This is a genomic window from Mesorhizobium subarcticum, from assembly GCF_055456085.1.
Map to the genome: position 1 here is coordinate 858,550 of NZ_JBVBEG010000002.1, position 14,544 is coordinate 873,093.

Here is a 14,544-nt window from a genome sequence, read left to right on the forward strand (position 1 = left end):
GGTGTGAAGGGGCTAGCGGGCGATCAGGGACAGCGAGACTTCGTTCTCGGTCAGCTGCACGAGCAGATGCGTGCGGCGGATGTTCCGATCGAACAGCGGAATGAGCCTCTCTGCGTCGATGAATTCGATCCCGTCGTCGCCGCCGAGATGGCGGTGTTTGTAATGGAACCAGTCCGGATTGCCGACCGGATGGCACTCGTCGGAATAGACCACGAGCGGGCGGTCACCGTCGGCGAGTTTTCCGTTCGACATGGATGTAGACCCCCTGGTCTCCGACCAGCCAAACGCCGGCGATCTCGCCCTTGCCGGGCCTGAGGCCGTAATACGGGTTGCGGAATCCGCCATTGGCGGCGGCATCGGTCTTTCCGCGTTCGATGACCTTGCGAACGCCGAGAATGGGAAACGTGAACATGGCCGCCCCCTCACGACGCGATCGCGTCGGGGAGGTAGCACAGATGCACCGGAAGCTTGGCCGAGATCTCTTCGTCGGTGAGATCGTTGAGCAGCTTCAACGTCGTGCCTCGGCTGCCGCCGTAGACGGTGATGGTCCGCTTGCCACGTGCAGGCTCCGGCCAGCGGTCACCGGCATAGCCGCGATAATCATCATGGGTCGCGCTCCAGATGTGTTTGCGGCGCTCGGTCCGCGTCATTGCCTTCACCGGCCGCGATTCCCGGTCGACGATCGCGGCACGCATCCGCTCGGGTGAGCCCCTGTCGGAAATGTCGCAATAGCCGTGGAAATGACGGAGCTGGCTGTCGATCGTCAGCGCGAAGAAGACGCTGGTGACACTACCGGTCAGGAATTGGCGCATCGCGAACATGTCGCCGCGCATCCAGAGTGGCGGCAGGATCTCGAACATATAGTCGTGGTCTGCCTGGCCGGTCTCGAACCATTCGCCGGCATAGAGCGCGCTCGCGTCGGCGTCCCAGCGGTTAGGCCGCTGCGCGCGACGGTCGAACATGCGGAATATCTGGCGCCGGTCGGCGACGCCCTGAAAGACCTTTCTGATCTGGGATACGGGGTGCATGGCGGGCTCCTTTCAGCCTGGTCGGGCTGGAGCGCGGCTCATCCTTCCGATTTCGCCGTCAATTCAGCCCTTCATGACCCCTCCCCCGCGGCCGCCTCTCCGTCCGGCCGGGTCAAGGGCCGCGCAGCGGGGCGAAGCTTCACCCTTGACGCGGCAGGCGGCATGCGGCAGTTGGGTTTTTCTTCCCTCTCCGTTCCTCTTCTTCTTTCATCATCGCCTGCAGATCGTCGTTCCAGTCTTCCGTGACCGGCCGCAACCGCGCAAAGCCGCATGCCGCCGCGACGGCGATCGCCTCGATGCGTTCGGCATAGGCTTCGCCCTGCACATTGTTGTCGGTCGCGGCGACAAGCTGCGTAGTCGGGCGGGTCGCAAGCGTCCGTATGGCCGTCTCGGTCGCGGGCGCCCATCCGCCGCCGGTGCTCAGATAGAGGCTGTCGGGCCGCAGGCTTTCGATCGCGGCAAGGCTCATCGCGTCGATCGCCGCCTCCGTAACGCAGAAGCGAATGGCCTCGCGTGGCCCCAAGCGGAACAGTACCTTCCCACCGCCGGTGGCGAATCCGCGCCATTCCGGTCCGCGTTCTTCCCAGCCGGTGACGACACCGTCGTCGTCGACATGAGCGGCCCATACACTGCCGCGCGGTCCCTCGCGAAGCCGATCCTGCCGCATCGCCGCCCGGATGACGGATTCCGGGAGGTCCCGCTCGTTGCGCAGATACCGCCCGGTCATGGAGCCTCGCCAGGGCTTGCGCCGAAAACGCCAGCGCTCGGGGACGCCGATGTCCGGCGCGTGGTCGCGGGGCTGGCGCGTCCAGACTGGTTCGCTCGGCACGAAGCCGACCAGTTCCGAATCCCGCTGCAGCACCTCCGCGAACCCGATGTCGTCGAGATGCGCCACGAGCGAAAACACGTCGCCTTTAGCGTCGGACAGCGGATCGAACCAGCCCTTGCCATCGTGGATGACGATAATGATATCGTCACCGCGCCGGTATTTGACCGCCCGGCGCGTGCTTTCCTTCTGATCGATCGCGAAACCGGCCTGCTCCAGCACGGCCGCGCAGAGCACGCGATCCCTCAATTCCTCGACGTCTCTCTTTTCCATCGTTGTTCCGCCGGATCGCCTTCACACTCCCCGGCCCTTTCCTCGATTGCCTTTCCTTTCCGCAGCCTCTGCGGAACCATCCTCGCCCGCCGCGAAGAGCGAAGGGGGCAAGGGCGCGGCTGGTACGTGATGAATCAAATCAGGGCGCGGTAGCGCCACGGCATAGCCAGCCGCGGCGCAGCCTCCCTTGCGGCCGCCGCTCGCAAGCGGCAAATGCCCGCCCGGGCGAACCCGGCTCAATGAGCCGGGCCGAACTGGTAGGGGTCGTATTCGTGGAGGACGATGACGTCGGCGTCGTCGAGTTCGTCGCTCGGCAGGACGCCGTATTCGCCGTCGACCTGGAATAGCGTCACCGGGACCATCAGGGTGCGGGCAAGCTGGAACGCGTGGGACTGCGAGAGGCTGAGATTGTGCGACATGGTCTGGCTCCCGTTCTGGCGGGAACCAATTCCCCGCTCGACAGGCGCCCGTCGGGTTCGGGACGGACCGCGATCACCGCTCAGGCGTCAGCCTCAAGGCCGCACGCTCGCGTAGCGGACCCCTTGCGGGTTGATCGGAAAGGTCGGGATTGGACCAAGGGAAATGAGCCGATAGGAGCGGGGTTGGAACCTGCCATGGGCGCCAGTGCGAATAACGCGCAATCCCTCGTCCGCACAGACAATGCGGATCGTCACCGACGGCTTCCGGTCCTGTACGGCCGGCCAAGTTTCCTGTAGCGAGATCGCGGTGGGGATCGCAAAGAACGAAATAGCGTGAGAATTCGCAAATGCCTGAAGAGATTGCTGCGCCCGAAACTGAGCTACTGGAGCTGACCGCGAACATCGTTGCCGCGTATGTCAGCAACAATCCACTTCGCACGTCCGAACTCGGCCGCGTGGCTGCCGATACCTATGCAGCGGTCAGCAAGCTGCGGGAAGCACCGGCGGCACAGCCGGAAGAAAGGGGCGCGCCAGCGGTCCCGATCAAGAACTCGGTGACGCCAGATTTCATCATCTGCCTGGAAGACGGCAGGAAATTCAAATCGCTTAGGCGCCACATCGGTACTCACTACAATACAATATGACGCCGGATGAGTACCGCGCAAAGTGGGGCTTGCCTGCGGACTACCCGATGGTTGCCCCTAACTACACGGCAGCGCGGTCTCAACTGGCGAAGGCAAGCGGCCTAGGAAAAAAGGGAGCCGTACCTGAGCCCGTAGTTCCCCCGGCGCCAGCACCGGCGAAACGCCGCAAGATCGGCCTGAAGATCACCTGACTTCCGACACGATGATCGCTGGGCGAAGGAGTGACATGTGACGGTCCGGCCGATCGTTAAGATTTCCCGACCGTCGCCTTCGAGCTGTCGCCGAGCCCGTAACAGACTTCGATGACGATTTGCGGAACCTCGCCATCGACCTGGCGGACACCATGCACGCGGCGCCTGGCATCGGGATCACCGCCCCGCATATCGGCATTTTGAAGCGACTGGTCGTAATCGAACTGTCCCCAGCGCGGCTCCGAACTTACGTCAATCCGGCTATCCTTTGGGCCTCCGCCGAAATGATCCGGCACACGGAAGGTAGTGTCTCGATGCCAGGCGTCACTGAGGAGAGCGAACGCCATGCCCTCGTTCGCGTAGGCGTGCGAACCCTGTGGTCGCGCGTGCCGCCTGCGCTGCAATTGACGAATGTTTTTCGCACCGCCACGGGTCGTCAGATGCGCCGAAGCCCGTATGGCGGCATCATCATCAAAATCAGCCGTAGCTGTCTTTGGTTGATAAAGGCCGCGTACGATTTCGCACTGCTCTTGTCCCGACCCCGCTCAGCGGCGCCACTGCAGCGGCGGCGGGTAGAAGGCGAACAGGGTGAAGCGGACTTTGCCCCGACGAACGCCCAGCATGCGCCGGTGGCGAGCGCACAGTCGGCCTACGTTCCCGTCCATGTCGCGTCGAGGATGCTCCAGCGCAGCAGCGGCGGTGCGATCCAGCCCAGCAACGCCACCGTGACCACGGTGATGATCGAATTGAACGGCGTGCCGAAAAGCCCGTCATCGACAAGCACAAAAGCTACCTCTGCGGCTGGCGAACGGTCGAAGCTTCAGCGGCACTTGCGGGCGAGGGCTACGCGATGGTGGTGTGCCCCGGCCAGGTCTATTATCTCGACATGGCCAACAGCCCGGCCTGGTCGAAACCGGGTGCGGCCTGGGCCGGCTGGTCCGATCCGGAAAAGCTGGACGGCTTCGATCCTGTCGAGGGCTGGACGGATACGCAGAAGACGAAACTGCTCGGCGTGCAGTGCTGTATCTGGTCGGAGCCGATGACCGATCGCGCCGTCTTCGACCGGCTGGTGTTTCCCCGCATCTCGGCGCTCGCGGAAACCGTCTGGACGCAGCCGGAGCAAAAATCCTGGGAGCGGTTCAAGGCGCTGGCCGGGCTGATGCCGGTGCTCTGCGGGGCGACGTAGAGACTCAGCCGGAATGCGGTTTTTGCAGAACGTCGAATTGCGGGTTGGTTTCGGAGAAGATCGGCAGTGCTGCGGCGCCCAGAACCGAAGTGTCCTTGCCGGCGGCGCCGACAAGGACCCGCGGCACGGTGCGGGCGCTGGTCGAGCTGACCGAGAGGTACAGGGGGTCGAGCCGGCTCGCCAGAAGCTCGATGACACCCACCGGCATGAAGCCGCCGAGGACCACGGTTTCGGGATCGAGCGCGAGTTCGAGCATGTTGATCGCCTGGCGCAGCGGATCGATTGCCTGGGCGACCCATGCTTCCAGACTGTCGCCATTGGCCAGCAACGCTTCCAGCAATTCCGGCGAGGCATGATCGGGATCGGGGATATCCAGGCACTCATAGGCGGCGCGCAACGAGACGTAGCGCTCAAGACAGCCGCGCTTGCCGCAGCCGCATTCGAGGCCGCCGGGCCTGACGATCATGTGGCCGATCTCGCCGGCATTGTGGCCGCTGCCCTTGTAGAGATGGCCGTCCAGGAACAAGCCGGCGCCAAGGCCGGTGCCGATGAACAGATAGACGAAGCTGCCGAGGTTGCGGGCAACGCCGTAGAGCCGCTCGCCGATGGCCGCTGCGGTGGCGTCGTTCTCGACCGTCACTGGAATGCCGGTCAACCGCTGCAATTCTTCGGCGATAGGGAAATCCTGCCAGCCGGGCAGCGCGGTCGGCCCCACCGAGGTCATGCCCTCGACGTCGAACGGGCCCGGCATCGCCATGCCGATGCCAAGCAGGCGGTTGCGGTCGAAACGAAACTTGCGCATCAGGTCGCCGGCTATCGCGGCCAGCAAGGGCATCGCCTGCGCCGGCGTCGGCCGATCGACCGGGCGCTCGATGCGGGCGCGAACCGTGCCCGAGAGATCTGTGATGACGCCGACCGCCAGCTGATGGTCGAACTGCAGGCCGATCGAATAGCCACCGTCGGGATTGATCGAATAGGGCACCGCCGGCTGGCCGCGGGCGCCCTTCAGCGTGGCCTGCGCGCGAAGCAGCTGTTCGCGCTCGAATTCCTCGACAATGTTGGAGATGGTCTGCGTGCTCAGCGCCGTCAGGCGCGCGATCGCCGCCCGCGACAATGCGCCGTTGGTCCTGATCGCTTCGATCACCACGCGGCGATTGTGGGACTTGGCCTGTTCGAGATTGGTGCCAGCGATGGCTTTCCTGAGGGTCATGAGCACCTTACCAACGAACTTTCCAAAGAAAACAAATCAAATTGATTTAATTATAGGCAATAGTAGCTACCACTTCTAGTCGGTTTCGCTAATGTATCAGCGTTGGTGCAATGGATCCGGACTTGAGCGGATGTCGATCTTTGAAGCGGCAGACTATGCCGTGGCCGCCTTGCGGTGGCGATCGCCAGCGCGACCTTCCTGCACATGAGCCGGGAACGCGACCATGCCGCGTGCGACGCCTTCGCGGCGATGCCGCCGGCGGACTCCGACCCCGCTCTGCTGCAGGCGACGGCCGAGCGGGTTTCGGCGGCCTTCAATGCCGACATCTCCGTCTTCGGCCCGCAAGGGGGCTGGTTGCAGAGATCGGCCGGCCGATCAAGTTCGGATCCCCGCGTAGGATCCTCCCCGGCGGGCATTACCTGCTGATCAGCCGGCAGCTGGACGGAAGTGTGACCGCGGCGCGGCTGAGAATGCCGCTCGGCCAGGCTGGCTTTCTCGCGCTGATCGCCGCGGTGATAGGGCTTGCCGCCTTTCCAGTCGTGCGTCATCTCACACGCCGCCTTGAAGCAATGCGCCAGGGCGTCGATCGCTGGGGCGCAGGCGCTCTCGACAAGCGCGTCGCCGTGCGCGGCAGCGACGAGGTGGCGGCGGTGGCACGGTTAGCGCGCATGTGGGGATCGAAGGCGGCTCGGTGGTGCTCAAGGTGTGCGATCACGGGCCGGGCCTGCCGGAAGGAACCCGTGAGCGCGTCTTCGAGGCCTTCTTCCGGCCACAGGGCCGCAGCGAGACGGCCGGCGGCTGGGGCCTCGGCCTATCGCTGGTGCGCAAGATCGCCTTGCGTCACGGCGCAACCGTGCACCACGAATCGCCATCCGACGGCGGCGCCTGCTTTGTCGTCACGTTTCCGGCATATCTTGATACGGCGGGCGCATATCCTTGTGAAAGCAGGGCGGAAGGAGAGGTATGATTAACGCACGAATTCCCGACGGGTACTGGTTCCGCGAAAAGATCAGCAGGCGCCGAGGGCAGCGAACCTCGAAGGAGGACGGATTCATGAACGATCCGGCCGTTCGTCGGCGGGAGCAGGCCTTGGCGAGGCTGACGGCGGCTGAATAACGCTGGTCGCTCCGCCGTTCCCAGCACGTCGCGAACAAGCTGTCGAAGCTCACATGGGCAGTAATAGGACGTGAGGAACCAAAGGGAAAACGTACAATGATCACCTCACCAAAAGGCCTCTCGAAGCCCTCGACGAAAACTCTGCTCGGCCGCCAGACAGGCGTTTCGCGGGAAACAATCTTGGCGGTGGCAATGGCTGGTCGGGCTCTGCCACCGCTTTTGCTGCCGCTGCGCGAAAGGGCGAAGCGCAACCGTTCGACCTGGATTCAGTATTCCCCTTTTGCCTCGCCGACGACGAGGCTCTGTATTTTCGTCGGCAGTGGCGACTGGCATCGCGTCTTTTCTGCTTCGTGCACGGTTGCGGCCTTCGGGATCGATGTCCCGCCTGCCGCGGCGGGATTGCCGCCTTCGATCAGACGGAGCTGATCCCGCAGCATTTCTGCCCCCCGCTGCTACCTCAATTTCCTTACGGCTCAATCAATGTGACACCACCGTCCGCACCCATGCACCAACGCCGCAAAGCGCCGCTTGATCAACCCAGTCACCCAAATTCCGTCATAGCTCTGGCCGAGATGCCTCCTGCATCATTATCTCTCGCATCCAGATGCTTGCCGGATCGCTATTGTGGAGAGCCGGCCACTGGGCGGCTTCGGTGAAACCGGGAAGAGGCAGCGGAAGTTCGACAACCTGAAGGGGAAACGTGTTTTCGAAATGCCTGACCAGCCGGAGGGGCACGGTCGCTATACGAGCTGTGCCGGACACCATGGGCGGGATCATGCTGAAGCTCTGCACGACGACTTCGACACGTCTTTTAAGACCATGCTCAAGCAAGAACCCTTCCTCGATGGAGGGCTTCAGCAAACGTTCGAACCTGACGCAGACGTGCCTCATCGACATGTATCTCTCGAATGTAAGGTGCCGTGGCAGCTGCTTGTTCGTGGGACAGCCTACGCATACGAGCCTCTCGTGGAAAAGCGCCACTCTTGGATGCGCGTTCGACATGAACACATCCGGAGTGATCAAAAAATCGACCTCACCACGCCGGAGGACCTCATCGGGGCTGCCGTGGAGAGGCATCAATTCGAATGTGACGGCGGGGGCTTCCCGGGCAACACGCTCCACGACCGTTTCAAAAAACACGAGCGTGGCGAAATCGGAAATAATGATCCTGAAGCGGCGATCGGATCGAGCAGGGTCAAACGGATCCGACGACATAATCGAGGACTGGATGTTTAGGAGAGTCTCGCGGACTGCGGGGCCAAGTGCTGCTGCACGTGGTGTCAGAATACGTTCTCGGCCGCTCATGCTGAACAGTTCATCGCCGAAAAAATCGCGCAGCCGGGCGACGGCCGCACTCATGGCCGGCTGACTGAGGTTGATGCGGCGTGCCGCCGCCGAGAGATTGCGCTCGGCCAGCAGGGCGTCGAGCACGACGAGAAGGTTCAGATCAAGCCCTTTGAAACGCATGTCTGCGGCTATCCATCCGTCCAGGTGGCCCGCGATGGGATCAACCCGACATGGCCGATCACCGGAATGGCCTCGTCGGAGAGCCGCTTCACGGTCGCTAGACTGGCGCTGCAATAGACGGCGTCGGCGCTCGCCTTGTAGAGCGCGAAAGCCCAGCGCACAAAATCGTCCGCCGTGCCGACCTCGAAGAAATTGACGCCCGGCACCGCAAACAGGCTCGGCGCAACCTCGCGGAAATGCGGAAGAACCATGATCTCAGGCGGCACCGAAACCATGTCGACGCCGGCCTTCTCGGAAGCCTCCAACTCGTCCAGCGTCTCCACGCGGATCATCGTGAACTGATACTTGCCTTTCAAGGCGCGGATATGCGCTACCGTGGGTCTCTTCCTGCTCATCGGCTGCACCTCCCATTTTGCGCGATCATGACGCCAGCAACGTCTTGAGTTTCACGTCGGGCGACATCAGTTCCGAGGGTCCGGCCGCGCCCGCCTCGCGATCAGCATGTCGGCCAGGCGAATGTCGCGGGCCACGGCGTTGCCGGGACCGATGCCGCTCGCCAAAAGCAGATGTCTGTCCGCGGCCGGCGCCGCAGGCCTCGATCCAATCCGTCACTTTCATCTCCGTGGATCTTGTCTGGTCGAAGTCGGAGGCGGCGGCGGGCCGCCGCCTCCGTAGCCTTGGGAGGCTGTTGTTCCGCGGCAACCTTGGTTTCGGCGTGGAACTCTTCGCGATACGGCCGCGCCGTTGGCGGCAGCTCGCGCTTGACGAAGTAGTCCTCGTTGCGCAACTGGCGCAGGAAGGCCGGGATCATTTCGCGGTTGCCGGTGATGGACGGCGACGGCTGGTCGTGCTTGACCAAACCGTTCAGCTTCAGCAGCGCGTGGTACGGCACCATCGGGAACCTGTGGTGCTTGATTTGCTCGACGGCGCGCTGCGCGTAGCGACCTATCAGACTGTAGTCGCGTTTCGTCTGCCTATAGTCGTCGGCTGCGGCAGTTGCGCTCATCACGATCTTCCTTTTTCCTTTTTCAGGCCAGGACCAAGGCTGACAAACCGTCATGCAACAGAACTACCATATTCAATCATTTACCTCAACAGCGCTTGCAATTTTTCTATCATCTACTATCATTCCTTCGAAACCTTCAAAGGAGGCTAGCCTTGGCCAAGCGACCAACGGTTTCGGATTTGGCTCGGGCATCCGGGGTCAGCGTGGCGACGGTCGACAGGGTTTTGAACAGCCGCCTTCCGGTGCGCGAGGAGACGGCGCAGCGGGTCTATGAGGCGGCGACCGTCATCGGCTACCATGCCGCGCCCCTGATCAAGCAGCGGATCCGCCAGGATCTCCCGGAATACCGGCTGGGCTTTCTTCTGCAGAAGCCCGAGCAGCATTTCTATCAGGAGTTCGCGCGCGAGTTGGAGGCCGCGACGACCCATGCGTCGCGGTTCCGCGGCGTTGCGGTCATTGATTTCTGGTCGAGCCAGGCTCCCGAGGACATCGTCGTCCATCTGGAGAAACTGGCAGCGAAAACGAACGCCGTCGCGTTGGTCAGCCCCGATCATCCAACGGTCACGGTCGCCGTGGAGAGCTTGAAGGCCCGCGGTATTCCGGTGTTTTCGCTCCTGTCCGATTGCGCCTCCGGCGTACGGGAGGGCTATGTGGGCCTCGACAACCGCAAGGTAGGACGCACCGCCGCGTGGATGATCGCGAAGTGCGCTAGGCGGCCCGGCAAGGTCGCGGTGTTTGTCGGCAGCCACCGCTTTCACGGCCAAGAGTTGCGCGAGATCGGCGTGCGCGCCTACTTCCGGGAACACGCACCGGACTTCATAGTACTTGAGACGCTGGTCAATCTCGAGACGGCCGATTTGACCCACGATGCAATGCTCGACCTGCTCGAGAGGCATCCCGATCTCGTCGGGTGCTACATAGCCGGGGGCGGCATGGAGGGAGCTATCACGGCGGTGAGAATGGCCATGCCTGCCCAGCCTCCGGTCATGATCTGCAACGAGATAACGCCTGAGTCGCGCGCTGCACTCGCCAACAACATCCTCACCATGGTGCTCGCAACGCCGCTGGCGCGGCTGGGCAGCGATCTCGTCGATCTCATGGCGCATACCATCAAGGACGGCGCCGCCAACGCGCCGGGACAGACCTTCCTGCCCTTCGACATCTACCTGCCGGAGAATATCTAGCAGGCTGTTGAAGAAGGATCACGTTTGGCCTTGAGGATAGCCTCGTCGCCGTTCTGATAGGCGAAGGTGATGTCGATCGAGCCGTCGTCGAGCAATTCTGCGGAGCCGTCGCCGGTAACTTCGTCCATCTCATCGAAGCCGGCCCATGTGAAGAAGACCATTGACGGCCCGTACCCGAGATCGAGGCCGGCTAGCAGGGCGCCAAAGGCGATCTCACCGTGGTTGTCGGCCCCAATGGTGACCGTGGCGGGTCCGCCGAGGTCGAGATAGCCGCGATCCCACAGGTCAGCTTCGATGATCCGCCAGCGGCCGATCAGTTGACAGCCCGCGGGCGCGGTCATGTCGGCACCGCCAGCAGCTTCGGCAACCGCACGAGATTGTAGGCGGCGGCGTTGAAGGTGAAGGCCCATCCGACGCGGTCGCGGCCACGCAACTTCGTCTTCGCCTGTCCGGCGACCGTCTTGATCCACCCGAACGCCTCTTCAATGCGCTTGCGAATACGCTGACTGACAGCATAGCCGCCATGCCGCGTCGTGCGCCCGTCGATCGCCGAACTCCGGCCGCTGGTGTTCTGCGCCACATGCGGCGTCACCTTCATCGAACGCAGCTCATTGATGAAGTCTTGCGCGTCATAGGCCTTGTCGGCACCGAGTGTGATCGCCTGTGGCCGCTCCGCTCGCGGTTCGATCATGTGCAGTGCGGCCACCCGCTCAGCATGCCCGTCGGCAAACGTCAGGCAGGCGTCGACCAGAAGGCCATGGCGGTTCTCCATCAGCCCATGCCCCATGAAGCAGAGCTTCGCCTCCTTGCCCCGCCCTTTGCGATAGAGCCGGGCATCCGGATCGGTGGTCGAGGCATGTGTGTCGTTGGATCGCTTGTGGCCATGGAAGTCCGCTTCCGCGTTTCGCCCGCCCCCTTCAGCCGGCGGCTCGCCATGACCACCGCTTGGGCCGTCCTTCGGTTTGACGCTCTTCATCGATGCCCACGCCTCGATCAGTGTGCCGTCGACCGAGAAGTGATCCGTCGACAGAAGCTTCTTCACCTTGGGTTGCGCCAGCACCGCCGCCAGGAACTTTGCAGCGATGTCGCCCTCCAGCAGCCGGTCACGGTTCTTGGAGAACACCGAATGATCCCAGGCCGCATCGTCGACGCCAATCCCGACGAACCAGCGGAACAGAAGGTCGTATTCCAGCCGCTCCATCAACAGCCGCTCCGAGCGGATCGAGTAGAACGCCTGCAGCAGCATCGCACGCAGCAGCTTCTCCGGTGGGATCGACGGCCGCCCAATCGGCGAGTACAGCGCCGCAAACTCCCGCTCCAACGCCGAAAGCGCCTCATTCACAATCGCCCGAATACGGCGCAACGGATGATCGCGCCGCACCCGAGCCTCGAGGTCCACGTAGCTGAACAGTTCGCCCGTCTGTCCGTCACCGCCCCGCACGATTCACTCCCACCTCTTCGTGGTCAGAGTGAATCACGAACCTGAGACTGTCGCGAGCCCTTTTTCAACAGCCTGCTAGACGTCTCTGCGATAAAATCTATCATAGATGGGCGTTGGTGCATGGGTCCGGACTTGAGCGGATGTCGATCTTTGAAGCGGCAGACTATGCCGTGGCCGCCTTGCGGCGGGCGGATTTCGGGCGTGCGCAGGCAAGCATGCGGTTGAGGACGGCGCAGCTGATGGCGACTTCGGTCTGCTGAACGGGAAGCGACCGTGCCCGCAAACGCCGCCCGATGGTGGACTTGTATCGCCCTATGGCGGTCTCGACCAGTGGAGTGCACCCCTCGACTGAGACAAATAAATAGCGGACAGTTTCTGGATTGCAGGGACTGGAAATGGTTGGAAAAAAGCCGAGATTTAGCGAAGAAGAGAAACTCTCCATCCTCCTACGGATGCAAAGCGGGGAGAACGTCAGCCGGCTGGCTGATGAACTGGGTATTCACCGCCAACGCTTATATGCCTGGCGTGAACAGTTGCGGGTGTGTGGCAATCTAACGCCGAGCCGACAGGGGCGTCCAAAGAAGCGGCCTCCCGAGGCACCACCAGATCGGCAAGCCTTGGCGGCAGTTTTTGCACTGTCGGCTGAACAGCGTCGTGCCGATGGGTTGACAAAAGCCCGTCGCCGCATTGTCGAACTTGAACGCAAGATTGGGCAGCAACAGGTTGAACTTGATTTTTTTTCAAGAAGCCTTGCGGCATGTCAGGGGCAGTCAACAGCAGAAAGACGCACCTGGCGGTGCAGCGTCTTCGAAGTCATTCAAAAAATGACAGCCCATGTGCCGCAAGGCTCTCCAGGAATTGAACAGATGTGCCGTCGCGCCGGTGTCAGCAGGGCTGGATACTATCGGCACTGGCGACAGTCGGCGCCGCGTCAGGCAGAAACTGGTCTGCGAGATGTTATTCAAAGGCTGGCCTTGGCCAACCGGCACTATGGCTATCGCCGGATCGGCGCCCTTCTTGGCCGCGAGGGTTGGCAGGTAAACCACAAACGTGTGTTGCGGGTAATGGGGGAGGATAATCTCTTATGTTTGCGCACTCGGCCATTTGTGCCGCGCACTACGGATTCCCGGCACAGCTGGCGGGTGGTGCCGAACCTTGCCAGAGGCATGGAACTGACAGGCGTCAACCAGCTTTGGGTCGCCGACATCACGTATTGTGCGCCTCGCCCTGATGTTGGGGAAGCGTATGACTGGAACGCAAAAGAGAAAGGAGGATTTTAAGAGCTGCCTTGTCCCCTGCTGTGAGGGGGCATGAGCCCAAGCGGCGGTGACCTGCCGTCAACTGGCAGGGTGACGTAGCCCGCAGGTAAAGGGGATTGAGGCGAAGCCGTTACACCAAGATGGTCCCCGAGGCTGAAGTATTGGAAGGTTGAGGAACACGAACCGATTCACCCGCATCTGAGGGCTGGAATGTCGCCTTCGCCTACACGGCTTAACAGGCGGAATGCTGATGATGTCGCCGGACAGGTCTGACGGCGTGCATCCGAACGTGAGCATAGATGTAAGGACGCTCGCGAAGGGTTATGGGGAGAATGCAGCCAGACCATGACATCGGCATCGACTTGCGGAAAGCAAGGGAAAAGACTGCGATCGGCAGCCTCACCAATATGCATGACGTCCAGCATATGAACGAGGGAAGGCATGATGGAATGACAACGGTGTTCTGCATCGCAAGGGAGTTGACCCTGATGTCCATCATGTTGGCGGAGTTCCCGTAGTAGTCCGCGGCAGGGAAAGCCTGCCACATGGCGAAGGGGGACAGTTCAAACTGCTTGAAGTGCAAACTATCTGACCAAGCGAGGTGAAGACCTTTGATAATCAGCGAAATGCAGCACAAGCTCGCAACATGGGCGAGAGCGATCCGAACCGAAGGTTCGATCGCCTTCTTCGGCTGATTGCCGACCGGGAATGGCTTGCTGAGGCTGCCCGGATCGTTTTGGCGTCAAGTGGCGCGCGAACGCCGGGCATCGACGGAATGGACAAGCAACGACTGCAGGTCAAACTGGATCAGCATCTGGACGACTTGCGGACAAGCCTGTTGGAGGAGAGTTATCGCCCCCAGCCGGTCAAGCGCATCTATATCCCGAAATCCAACGGCAAGCTACGACCACTGGGTATTCCGACCCTGACGGACCGCATCGTTCAACGCGCCATGCTGATGGCCATGGAGCCGATCTGGGAGAGCGATTTCCATCGTTTATCCTATGGCTTCCGGCCGGAACGGAGCGTGCATCATGCCGTCCGCACCGTGAGGATCCAGCTACAGGATGGAGCCGACACGACGAGGGGCCGCTGGATCATCGAAGGTGATTTGGCAAGCTACTTTGATACGGTCCATCACCGGCTACTTCTCAAATGTGTGCGGCGACGGGTGCAGGACGGGCGTTTTGTCGATCTTCTCTGGCGGTTCCTGAAGGCAGGGCACATTGATCGTGGCCTGTTCACGGCCTCCAGCGAGGGTGTTCCGCAAGGTGGCGTCATCACTCCCTGAACG

The 14,544-nt window shown here is 62.2% G+C and carries 13 protein-coding genes and 10 pseudogenes; 9 read left to right on the forward strand and 14 right to left on the reverse strand.

All coding sequences use genetic code 11. The annotated features are described in order from the left end of the window. Positions 1–12: 12 nt before the first annotated feature. From ACZYHG_RS36150 to ACZYHG_RS36165, 4 genes and pseudogenes are all read right to left on the reverse strand, one after another. A pseudogene (locus ACZYHG_RS36150) lies at positions 13–412 on the reverse strand (DUF3085 domain-containing protein). 10 nt (positions 413–422) lie between these two features. Next, the gene (locus ACZYHG_RS36155; protein WP_464615077.1) at positions 423–1,028 is read right to left on the reverse strand and encodes a DUF1419 domain-containing protein; all 606 of its coding nucleotides are present in this window, start codon (positions 1,026–1,028) and stop codon (positions 423–425) included. A 139-nt stretch (positions 1,029–1,167) separates the two neighbouring features. Beyond that, positions 1,168–2,091 carry a DUF3991 and toprim domain-containing protein gene (locus tag ACZYHG_RS36160; RefSeq protein WP_464615078.1) on the reverse strand — a complete coding sequence of 308 codons (924 nt, stop codon included), beginning with the start codon at positions 2,089–2,091 and terminating at the stop codon, positions 1,168–1,170. 272 nt (positions 2,092–2,363) lie between these two features. Further along, positions 2,364–2,546 (reverse strand): hypothetical protein, encoded by a 183-nt coding sequence (locus ACZYHG_RS36165; RefSeq protein ID WP_258580827.1) that lies wholly within the window; start codon positions 2,544–2,546, stop codon positions 2,364–2,366. A gap of 347 nt (positions 2,547–2,893) precedes the next feature. On the opposite strand from ACZYHG_RS36165, the pseudogene ACZYHG_RS36170 reads away from it, so the two are divergent. The 3 pseudogenes from ACZYHG_RS36170 to ACZYHG_RS36180 form a co-directional block, all read left to right on the forward strand. After that, positions 2,894–3,381: pseudogene (locus tag ACZYHG_RS36170) on the forward strand (Ros/MucR family transcriptional regulator). A gap of 37 nt (positions 3,382–3,418) precedes the next feature. Continuing rightward, a pseudogene (locus tag ACZYHG_RS36175) lies at positions 3,419–3,758 on the forward strand (peptide deformylase); the annotation flags it as partial. Beyond that, positions 3,747–3,882: pseudogene (locus ACZYHG_RS36180) on the forward strand (IS1595 family transposase); the annotation flags it as partial. The pseudogenes ACZYHG_RS36175 and ACZYHG_RS36180, both read left to right, overlap by 12 nt. A 148-nt stretch (positions 3,883–4,030) precedes the next feature. Here the strand turns inward: ACZYHG_RS36180 and ACZYHG_RS36185 are convergent. Beyond that, positions 4,031–4,165 (reverse strand): hypothetical protein, encoded by a 135-nt coding sequence (locus tag ACZYHG_RS36185; protein ID WP_258580828.1) that lies wholly within the window; start codon positions 4,163–4,165, stop codon positions 4,031–4,033. Between ACZYHG_RS36185 and ACZYHG_RS36190 the strand changes: the two are divergent. Continuing rightward, positions 4,145–4,567 (forward strand): annotated as a pseudogene (locus tag ACZYHG_RS36190) (family 20 glycosylhydrolase); the annotation flags it as partial. The gene ACZYHG_RS36185 and the pseudogene ACZYHG_RS36190 sit on opposite strands and share 21 nt — an antisense overlap. 4 nt (positions 4,568–4,571) lie before the next feature. Here the strand turns inward: ACZYHG_RS36190 and ACZYHG_RS36195 are convergent. Beyond that, positions 4,572–5,777 carry an ROK family transcriptional regulator gene (locus tag ACZYHG_RS36195; RefSeq protein WP_258580829.1) on the reverse strand — a complete coding sequence of 402 codons (1,206 nt, stop codon included), beginning with the start codon at positions 5,775–5,777 and terminating at the stop codon, positions 4,572–4,574. Positions 5,778–5,951: 174 nt separating this feature from the next. Here ACZYHG_RS36195 and ACZYHG_RS36200 point away from each other — a divergent pair, with 174 nt between their 5' ends. Both ACZYHG_RS36200 and ACZYHG_RS36205 read left to right on the forward strand, forming a co-directional pair. Continuing rightward, on the forward strand, positions 5,952–6,203 hold the full coding sequence (locus ACZYHG_RS36200) for a hypothetical protein (protein WP_258580830.1): 252 nt from the start codon (positions 5,952–5,954) through the stop codon (positions 6,201–6,203). 244 nt (positions 6,204–6,447) lie between these two features. Next, entirely contained in the window at positions 6,448–6,744 is a 297-nt protein-coding gene (locus ACZYHG_RS36205) for a sensor histidine kinase (RefSeq protein WP_464615079.1), read from the forward strand. A 415-nt stretch (positions 6,745–7,159) separates the two neighbouring features. Here ACZYHG_RS36205 and ACZYHG_RS36210 read toward each other — a convergent pair whose 3' ends face one another. From ACZYHG_RS36210 to ACZYHG_RS36230, 5 genes and pseudogenes are all read right to left on the reverse strand, one after another. Then, the gene (locus ACZYHG_RS36210; protein WP_258580832.1) at positions 7,160–7,330 is read right to left on the reverse strand and encodes a hypothetical protein; all 171 of its coding nucleotides are present in this window, start codon (positions 7,328–7,330) and stop codon (positions 7,160–7,162) included. Between the two features lie 118 nt (positions 7,331–7,448). Further along, positions 7,449–8,360: a LysR family transcriptional regulator gene (locus tag ACZYHG_RS36215; protein WP_464615080.1), complete on the reverse strand. Its 912-nt coding sequence runs from the start codon at positions 8,358–8,360 to the stop codon at positions 7,449–7,451. 11 nt (positions 8,361–8,371) lie between these two features. Further along, a pseudogene (locus tag ACZYHG_RS36220) lies at positions 8,372–8,755 on the reverse strand (beta/alpha barrel domain-containing protein); the annotation flags it as partial. Positions 8,756–8,780: 25 nt separating this feature from the next. Next, positions 8,781–8,938, reverse strand: a pseudogene (locus ACZYHG_RS36225) (ferredoxin reductase); the annotation flags it as partial. A 113-nt stretch (positions 8,939–9,051) separates the two neighbouring features. Then, positions 9,052–9,276 (reverse strand): annotated as a pseudogene (locus ACZYHG_RS36230) (fatty acid desaturase); the annotation flags it as partial. A gap of 242 nt (positions 9,277–9,518) precedes the next feature. On the opposite strand from ACZYHG_RS36230, the gene ACZYHG_RS36235 reads away from it, so the two are divergent. Then, the gene (locus ACZYHG_RS36235) at positions 9,519–10,550 is read left to right on the forward strand and encodes a LacI family DNA-binding transcriptional regulator (RefSeq protein WP_258580834.1); all 1,032 of its coding nucleotides are present in this window, start codon (positions 9,519–9,521) and stop codon (positions 10,548–10,550) included. Here the strand turns inward: ACZYHG_RS36235 and ACZYHG_RS36240 are convergent. From ACZYHG_RS36240 to ACZYHG_RS36250, 3 genes and pseudogenes are all read right to left on the reverse strand, one after another. After that, on the reverse strand, positions 10,547–10,891 hold the full coding sequence (locus tag ACZYHG_RS36240; protein WP_258580592.1) for a hypothetical protein: 345 nt from the start codon (positions 10,889–10,891) through the stop codon (positions 10,547–10,549). The two genes, ACZYHG_RS36235 and ACZYHG_RS36240, sit on opposite strands and share 4 nt — an antisense overlap. Further along, a complete protein-coding gene (locus tag ACZYHG_RS36245; RefSeq protein WP_258580758.1) occupies positions 10,888–11,991 on the reverse strand; it encodes an IS5 family transposase in 1,104 nt (367 codons plus the stop codon). Before ACZYHG_RS36245 ends, ACZYHG_RS36240 begins: the two co-directional genes overlap by 4 nt. A gap of 163 nt (positions 11,992–12,154) precedes the next feature. Beyond that, positions 12,155–12,334: pseudogene (locus tag ACZYHG_RS36250) on the reverse strand (IS5/IS1182 family transposase); the annotation flags it as partial. A 37-nt stretch (positions 12,335–12,371) separates the two neighbouring features. Here ACZYHG_RS36250 and ACZYHG_RS36255 point away from each other — a divergent pair. Next, a complete protein-coding gene (locus tag ACZYHG_RS36255; protein WP_464615081.1) occupies positions 12,372–13,271 on the forward strand; it encodes a transposase in 900 nt (299 codons plus the stop codon). A gap of 590 nt (positions 13,272–13,861) precedes the next feature. Continuing rightward, a pseudogene (locus tag ACZYHG_RS36260) lies at positions 13,862–14,538 on the forward strand (reverse transcriptase domain-containing protein); the annotation flags it as partial. Positions 14,539–14,544 lie beyond the last annotated feature (6 nt).